The organism is Kitasatospora sp. NPDC056273, from assembly GCF_042268845.1.
Lineage (GTDB): Bacteria > Actinomycetota > Actinomycetes > Streptomycetales > Streptomycetaceae > Kitasatospora.
This window is the reverse complement of record NZ_JBHJSJ010000086.1, coordinates 22,374-29,874: the sequence shown is the minus strand read 5'-3', so window position 1 is coordinate 29,874 and position 7,501 is coordinate 22,374. Positions and strand designations below refer to the sequence as shown.

Below are 7,501 nucleotides of genomic sequence, written 5' to 3'. Positions count from 1 at the left end.
CCCCCACGGGAGCGGCCCGGCCTTCCGCCGTACGGGGTCCGCTACTTGAGCAGCGCGGCGGCTTCGAGCGCCCAGTAGGTGAGGATCTGCTCGGCGCCCGCGCGGCGGATCGAGGTGAGCGTCTCCATGATCATCCGCTCCCGGTCGATCCAGCCGTTCGCGGCGGCCGCCTCGACCATCGCGTACTCGCCGGACACCTGGTACGCGGAGACCGGCACCGGGGAGGCGTCGGCGACCTGGCGCAGGATGTCCAGGTAGGCCATGGCCGGCTTGACCATCACCATGTCGGCGCCCTCGGCGAGGTCCTGCTCCAGCTCGCGCAGCGCCTCGCGGGCGTTGGCCGGGTCCTGCTGGTACGACTTGCGGTCGCCCTTGAGCGAGGAGCCGACGGCCTCGCGGAACGGGCCGTAGAAGGCCGAGGCGTACTTGGCGGTGTAGGCGAGGATGCCCACGTCCTGGTGCCCGGCCTCGTCCAGCGCCCGCCGGACCACGGCGATCTGGCCGTCCATCATGCCGGACGGGCCGACCAGGTGGACGCCGGCGTCGGCCTGCACCCGGGCCATCTCGGCGTAGCGCTCCAGGGTGGCGTCGTTGTCGACGCTGCCGTCGGCGGCCAGCACGCCGCAGTGGCCGTGGTCGGTGTACTCGTCCAGGCAGAGGTCCGACATGACCACCAGGGAGTCGCCGACCTCGGAGACCACGTCCCGGATCGCCTGCTGGAGGATGCCGTCCGGGTTGGTGCCCTCGCTGCCGACGGCGTCCTGCACCTCCGGGACGCCGAACAGCATGAGGCCGCCCAGGCCCGCCTCGGCCGCCTCCACCGCGGCCTTGCGCAGGGTGTCCCGGGTGTGCTGGACCACGCCCGGCATCGACGTCACCGGGACGGGCTCGCTGACGCCCTCGCGGACGAACAGCGGCAGGATCAGCTCCGCCGGGTGCAGCCGGGTCTCGGCCACCAGCCGGCGCATCGCCGGGCTCTGGCGCAGCCGGCGGGGGCGAACGTACGGGAATTCAGCGGACACGGCTTCTCTCTCCGAACGGTTGTGCAGTGCCGGGGGGCGGCGAACGGCCGCCCCCGGCAGCATAGTTAAGAATTCTCAGCGGGCCTTGCGACGCGAGCCGGGGCGGCGCTCGCTGGGCCGGTAGACCGGCTCACCGGCGGCCGTCGCGGTGTCCCGGCGCTTGGCACCGAAGTCCGCCAGCGCCTGGGCCAGCGCGGCCGCCGACGGCGCCGGGGCCATCACGTCGACCCGCAGGCCGTGCTCCTCGGCGGTCTTGGCGGTCGCCGGGCCGATGCAGGCGATGACCGTGACGTTGTGCGGCTTGCCCGCGATGCCGACCAGGTTCCGGACGGTCGAGGACGAGGTGAACAGCACCGCGTCGAAGCCGCCGCCCTTGATCGCCTCGCGGGTCTCGGCCGGCGGCGGCGAGGCGCGCACCGTCCGGTACGCCGTCACGTCGTCGACCTCCCAGCCCAGCTCGACCAGGCCGGCCACCAGGGTCTCGGTGGCGATGTCGGCGCGCGGCAGCAGCACCCGGTCGATCGGGTCGAAGACCGGGTCGTACGGCGGCCAGTCCTCCAGCAGCCCGGCCGCGGACTGCTCGCCGGAGGGCACCAGGTCCGGCTTCACGCCGAAGTCCACCAGGGCCTGCGCGGTGGTCTCGCCGACCGCCGCGACCTTGATCCCGGCGAACGCGCGGGCGTCCAGGCCGTACTCCTCGAACTTCTCCCGGACGGCGCGCACCGCGTTCACCGAGGTGAAGGCGATCCACTCGTAGCGGCCGGTGACCAGGCCCTTGATGGCCCGCTCCATCTGCTGCGGGGTGCGCGGCGGCTCGACCGCGATGGTCGGCACCTCCTGCGGCACCGCGCCGTACGAGCGCAGCTGCTCGGACAGGCCGGTGGCCTGCTCCTTGGTGCGCGGCACGAGGACGTTCCAGCCGAACAGCGGCTTGGTCTCGAACCACGAGTGCGAGGCCCGGTGGGCGACCTGCTCGCCCACCACGGCTATCACCGAGGTGGCCGGGTCGACCGGGGCGGAGACCGGCGAGGGCAGCACCCGGGCGGCCTTCAGGTCCGCCGCGATGCCGGACAGCGAGGAGGTGAAGGTCCGCTGGCGGGTGGTGGTGCCGGAGAGCGTGGCGCTCAGCGCCGACTCCGGCTTGCGGCCGCCCGCGACCAGCGCGGCGGCGGTGGCGGGCAGCTGGCCCAGGGTGGTGCGGACCACCAGGGTGGTCTCCGGCGCGCCCAGGTCGACCGGGCTGCCGGCCAGCAGCGCGGCGCCGTCCACGAAGCGCACGTCGGTGCCGGAACCGGCGCGCAGCGGGACACCCGCGTACGCCGGGACGCCGACCGACTGGGCGACACCCGGGATCACCTCGAACGGGATCCCGTCGCCCGCGCAGCTGAGCATCTCCTCGGCGGCGCAGCCGTCCAGGCCGGGGTCGCCGTCGACGGTGCGCACCACGTGCTTGCCGGAGCGGACGGCCTCGGCGACCACCTTGGCCAGGTCGAAGTCGGCGCCCTCGGCGGCGGGGGCGTGCACCTGCACGCCGGCCGGACAGTGGCTGCGCACGGCGGCGGCGGTCAGCGGGTCGGCGACCAGCACGTCGGCGGTGGACAGCACCTCGACCGCGCGCAGGGTCAGCAGCCCCGGGTCCCCGGGGCCCGCGCCCAGGAAGGTGCACCGTCCGGTGGCGGGCTGTCCCGCCGGGAACAGGGCGTCGGTGGCGGCGGTGGTGGGGCTCATCGGGCTCGCTCCCCCATCAGGGCGGCCGCGCCCGCGGCGAGCAGCCGGTCAGCCAGCGTGCGGCCGAGGGCCGCCGCCCGCTGCTCGGCGGTCTCGTCGAGGACGATCGGACCGTTGGCGGACATCTTCAGCAGGGCGGTTCCGTCGGGGTCGCCGACCACGCCGTCCAGCCGCAGCTCGTTCTCCCGGCCCCAGGTGGCCAGCGCGGCCACCGGCGCCGAGCAGCCGGCCTCCAGGGTGGCCAGCAGGGCGCGCTCGGCGGCCACGGCGACCCGGGTGGGGGCGTGGTCCAGCGCGGCGAGCGCGGCGGTCAGCTCCTCGTCGGCGGTGGTGCACTCGATCGCGAGCGCACCCTGGCCGGGGGCCGGGATCATCACCTCGGTGTCGAGGTGCTGGGATATCTCGGCGCTGCGGCCGAGCCGGTTCAGGCCGGCCGTGGCCAGCACCACCGCGTCCAGCTCGCCGCTGGTCACGAAGCCGATCCGGGTGTCCACGTTGCCGCGGATCGCGACGGTCTCCAGCTGGGCGCCGCGGGCCCTGGCCCAGGCGTTCAGCTGCGCCATCCGGCGCGGCGAACCGGTGCCGATCCGGGCCGGGCGGCCGGCGCCGGCGAGCTTCTCGACCAGTTCCTCCAGGGCCAGGCCCTCGGCGGCGACCAGGGCGTCGCGGACGTCCTCGCGCTCGGGGACGGCGGCCAGCGCCAGGCCCTCGGGGGCGGCGGTGGGCAGGTCCTTGAGCGAGTGCACGGCGAAGTCGATCCGGCCCTCCAGCAGCGCGTCGCGCAGCGCGGAGACGAACACGCCGGTGCCGCCGATCTGGGCCAGCGACTCCCGGGAGGTGTCGCCGTACGTGGTGATCTCGACCAGCTCGACGGGGCGCCCGGTGACCCTGGTCACCTCGCGGGCCACCATGCCCGACTGCGCCATGGCGAGGGCGCTGCGCCGGGTGCCGAGCCGCAGGGCCGCGGTGGCCGAGGGCTGCTCCGTGATCGGTTGACCATTCATGAGGTGATCGTCCCGGTGGTACTCGTGGGATGGCTGACGGTTCATCTGGTGCCCCCGGCCGAGGGCTGGGGCGCGCCGCCGACGGGCGTGCCCGACACGGCGTGCACGGCCGCCGGGTCGAGGTCGAACAGTTCCCGCAGCGCCTCCGCGTAGGAGGCGCCGCCGGGCTCGGCGGCCAGCTGCTTCACCCGGACGGTCGGGGCGTGCAGCAGCTTGTCGACGACGCGGCGGACGGTCTGGGTGATCTCGGCGCGCGAGCGCTCGTCCAGGTCGGGCAGCCGGGAGTCCAGCCGGCCGAGCTCGGCGGCGACCACGTCGGAGGCCATCGAGCGCAGCGCGACCACGGTCGGCGCGATCCGGGCGGCCCGCTGGGCGGCGCCGAAGGCCGTCACCTCGTCGGAGACGATCCGGGTCACCTGGTCGACGTCGCCGGCGCCGGGGCTGGCGGCGTGCGCGTGGGAGAGGCTCTCCAGGTCGACCAGCAGGGCGCCGGGCAGCTCGTGCACGGCGTGGTCGACGTCGCGCGGCATGGCCAGGTCCAGCAGGGCGAGCGGCTCGGGGGACCTGCGGGAGGCGACGGCGGCGGCCACGTCCTCGGCCCGGACCACCACACCGGCCGCGCCGGTGCAGGAGATCACCAGGTCCACGTCGGCGAGCGCCTCCGGCACCTTGGCGAGGTCCAGCACCCGGGCCACGTCCGGGCCGAGGATCTCGACCAGCCGCTCGGCCCGGGCCGGGGTCCGGTTGGCGATCAGCAGGTCGGTCACGCCGGAGCGGACCAGGGTGGCGGCGGCCAGCGAGCTCATCGAGCCGGCCCCGACCACCAGCGCGCGCTTGCCGGCGATCTCGCCCGCGCCCGCCGCGACCTGTTCCAGGCCGAAGGTGACCAGCGACTGGCCGGCCTTGTCGATGCCGGTCTCGCTGTGCGCCCGCTTGCCGACCCGCAGCGCCTGCTGGAACAGCTCGTTCAGGCCGCGCCCGGCGGTGTGCTCCTCCTGGGCCTTGGCCAGCGCGTCGCGCAGCTGGCCGAGGATCTGGCCCTCGCCGACGACCATCGAGTCCAGGCCGCAGGCCACCGAGAAGAGGTGGTGGACGGCGCGGTCCTCGTAGTGGACGTACAGGTGGGAGGTCAGCTCCTCCAGGTCCACCCCGCTGTGGTGGGCCAGCAGCAGCGACAGCTCGGCGACGCCGGCGTGGAACTTGTCCACGTCCGCGTACAGCTCGATCCGGTTGCAGGTGTTCAGCAGCGCGGCCTCGCCGACCGTCGCGGTGGCGGCCGCGTCGTGCAGCAGCCGGGTCGGCACGTCACCGGTCAGCGCGGCGCGCTCCAGTACCCCGACCGGGGCCGTGCGATGGCTCAGCCCTACGACGAGAAGGCTCATGCCCGCCCCCCACAGCTCTCGGTGTTCATGCGGGCATCACCGCGGAGAGATCCCCGTCGCCGCCCTTGGCGGACTTTCCCTTGGCCTGCTCGGCCTGGTCCTTGGCCGCCGGCTCGGCGGCGCCCCGGCCCTTGCCGCTGCCGCCGGCCGCGCGGCGCAGCTTGGCGGCGGCCGCCCGGACCGGACCGGGGGCGCGGTCCAGCACCGACTCGGCGCGGTCGTCCGGCTCCTCGCCGGCCTTGCGCTGCTCGTGGAAGGCCAGGATCTGGAGCTCGATGGAGAGGTCCACCTTGCGCACGTCCACGCCGTCCGGGACGGACAGCACGGTCGGGGCGAAGTTCAGGATGCTGGTGACGCCGGCCTCCACCAGCCGGTCGCACACCTGCTGGGCGGCGCCGGGCGGGGTGGTGATCACGCCGATGGAGACGTGCTGGCTCTCGACGATCGACTCCAGCTCGTCCATGTGCCGCACCGGCAGTCCGGCCGCGGTGGAACCGACCACGTGGGGATCGGCGTCCAACAGGGCGGCCACCCGGAAGCCGCGGGAGGCGAACCCGCCGTAGTTGGCGAGCGCGTGGCCGAGGTTCCCGATGCCGACGATGACGACCGGCCAGTCCTGGGTCAGGCCGAGCTCGCGGGAGATCTGGTAGACGAGGTACTCGACGTCGTAGCCGACGCCTCGGGTGCCGTAGGAGCCGAGGTAGGAGAAGTCCTTGCGCAGCTTGGCCGAGTTCACGCCGGCGGCGGCGGCCAGCTCCTCGGAGGAGACGGTCGGCACCGAGCGCTCGGAGAGCGCGGTGAGGGCCCGCAGATAGAGGGGCAGGCGGGCGACCGTCGCCTCCGGGATGCCCCGGGCACGCGAGGGTCGGCGCGCGGCGCCCTGGTCGGGCGTCTGCGAACTGCTCTGTGGTGATCGGCCGATTGCCACGGTGCTCCTGTGGGTGAAGCTGGGCTTAGGCAGCCAGGCTATGTGTTTGTGAACGTGTGCACAAAGATGGTGTCCGTTTTGTCCCCGCACAGTGATGCGCATCACGCCATCGAACGCATAGCACCGGCCTGGGTCAGCACGACCTCCGGGGCCTGGGAATCGGGCAGCCACGGGCCGTACGACGCCTCCCGGCGCAGCAGCGGGACGGCGGCGCCGGACGGGCGGGAACGGGCCCGGCCGAGCCGGGGCCAGGGCAGCCGGGCGGCCTCCCGCAGCGGGCCGGTCCAGTCGTCCGGCGGACAGGACGGGGCGTCCAGGCAGTACCGCAGCAGCTCGGCGGTCACCCGGGCGTCGCCCAGCGCGGTGTGCGCCGGGTACCAGCCGAGGTCCGCCGCCTCCACGCAGGCCGCCAGGCCGTGGCTCCGGGCCTCCGGCAGGTGGGCGCGGGCCAGCCCCATCGTGCACAGCAGCGGGACGGGCGGCAGCGGCACCCCGATCCGGGCGAACTCGCGATCCAGGAACGCGTGGTCGCAGCTGACGTGGTGACCGACCAGCACCCGGCCGGCCAGCAGCTCCAGCAGCCACGGGGCGATCTCGCGGAAGCGCGGGGCGCCCTCGACGTCGCACTGGCGTATCCGGTGCACATGGGTCGGGCCGACCGGGCCCAGCGGGTCCAGCAGGGTGGCGAACTCCCCCTCGGCGCGGAGCCGCTCGTCGAGCAGCACCACCGCGACCTCGACCACCCGGTGCCGCCACGGGCTGCGGCCGGTCGCCTCCACGTCCACCACGGCGAAGCCCCGGGGGGCCGTCCGGAACTCCGGGGCTCCGGGGGCCCCAGGGACAGGACCGGGAAGCATGGCGCACTCCTCGTGTGCTCAGCCCCCCACGGGCGCAAACGCGTTCGATCGTAAGCCGACCAACCCGCCCCGTCCCAAGCCGGAACGGAGTGTCTTTGGCAACGATTCGGCGAACCGCCCCCGCCGATCGGCGGGGGGCCGGTGCGCGGACGAACGCGCGGTCAGACCCCGCTCAGCCGCCGCCCGGCCGCGCCCGGCCGCACGCTCAGCCCCCGAGGGCGGTGCGCAGCCGGCGCTCGTCGACCCGCCAGAAGTCGTGCTGGCGACCGTCGATCAGGGTGACCGGAATCTGCTCCCAGTAACGGCGGTACAGCTCCTCGTCCCGGGTGATGTCCCGCTCCTCGAAGGACGCGCCCAACTCCCCCGTCACCCGGAGGATCACCTCGCGGGCCTCGTCGCACAGGTGGCAGCCGGGCTTGCCGACCAGGGTCACGGTCCGGCCCGCGGGCTCGGGGCTCTTACGTCGCAGCAGTGGGCTCACCACCCCATTCTCCGCCATGGCGCCCACCCGCCCCCGGGGCCCGCGCCCGGTGGAGCTGTTCACCCCGCGGGCACGGCTGCGTCACGGCCGCCGGGCGCC

General features: G+C 74.7%; 7 protein-coding genes. All 7 read right to left on the bottom strand.

Annotation, left to right across the window (positions count from 1 at the left end):
• Positions 1–41 precede the first annotated feature (41 nt).
• The 7 genes from hemB to ACFCY1_RS39175 all read right to left on the bottom strand — a co-directional run bounded on the left by hemB (position 42) and on the right by ACFCY1_RS39175 (position 7,420).
• Positions 42–1,022, bottom strand: a complete 981-nt coding sequence (gene hemB / locus ACFCY1_RS39205; protein ID WP_117488311.1) for a porphobilinogen synthase — start codon at positions 1,020–1,022, stop codon at positions 42–44.
• A 75-nt stretch (positions 1,023–1,097) separates the two neighbouring features.
• Positions 1,098–2,750, bottom strand: a complete 1,653-nt coding sequence (locus ACFCY1_RS39200) for a bifunctional uroporphyrinogen-III C-methyltransferase/uroporphyrinogen-III synthase (RefSeq protein ID WP_049650477.1) — start codon at positions 2,748–2,750, stop codon at positions 1,098–1,100.
• A complete protein-coding gene (gene hemC / locus ACFCY1_RS39195) occupies positions 2,747–3,754 on the bottom strand; it encodes a hydroxymethylbilane synthase (RefSeq protein WP_049650476.1) in 1,008 nt (335 codons plus the stop codon). The genes ACFCY1_RS39200 and hemC overlap by 4 nt, the downstream gene beginning before the upstream one ends.
• Positions 3,755–3,795: 41 nt before the next feature.
• The gene (locus tag ACFCY1_RS39190; RefSeq protein WP_375877607.1) at positions 3,796–5,136 is read right to left on the bottom strand and encodes a glutamyl-tRNA reductase; all 1,341 of its coding nucleotides are present in this window, start codon (positions 5,134–5,136) and stop codon (positions 3,796–3,798) included.
• A gap of 25 nt (positions 5,137–5,161) precedes the next feature.
• Positions 5,162–6,058 carry a redox-sensing transcriptional repressor Rex gene (locus tag ACFCY1_RS39185; RefSeq protein ID WP_049650497.1) on the bottom strand — a complete coding sequence of 299 codons (897 nt, stop codon included), beginning with the start codon at positions 6,056–6,058 and terminating at the stop codon, positions 5,162–5,164.
• Between the two features lie 107 nt (positions 6,059–6,165).
• The gene (locus ACFCY1_RS39180; protein ID WP_375877606.1) at positions 6,166–6,921 is read right to left on the bottom strand and encodes an exonuclease domain-containing protein; all 756 of its coding nucleotides are present in this window, start codon (positions 6,919–6,921) and stop codon (positions 6,166–6,168) included.
• Between the two features lie 205 nt (positions 6,922–7,126).
• Positions 7,127–7,420: a glutaredoxin family protein gene (locus ACFCY1_RS39175; protein ID WP_049650473.1), complete on the bottom strand. Its 294-nt coding sequence runs from the start codon at positions 7,418–7,420 to the stop codon at positions 7,127–7,129.
• Between the last annotated feature and the right edge of the window lie 81 nt (positions 7,421–7,501).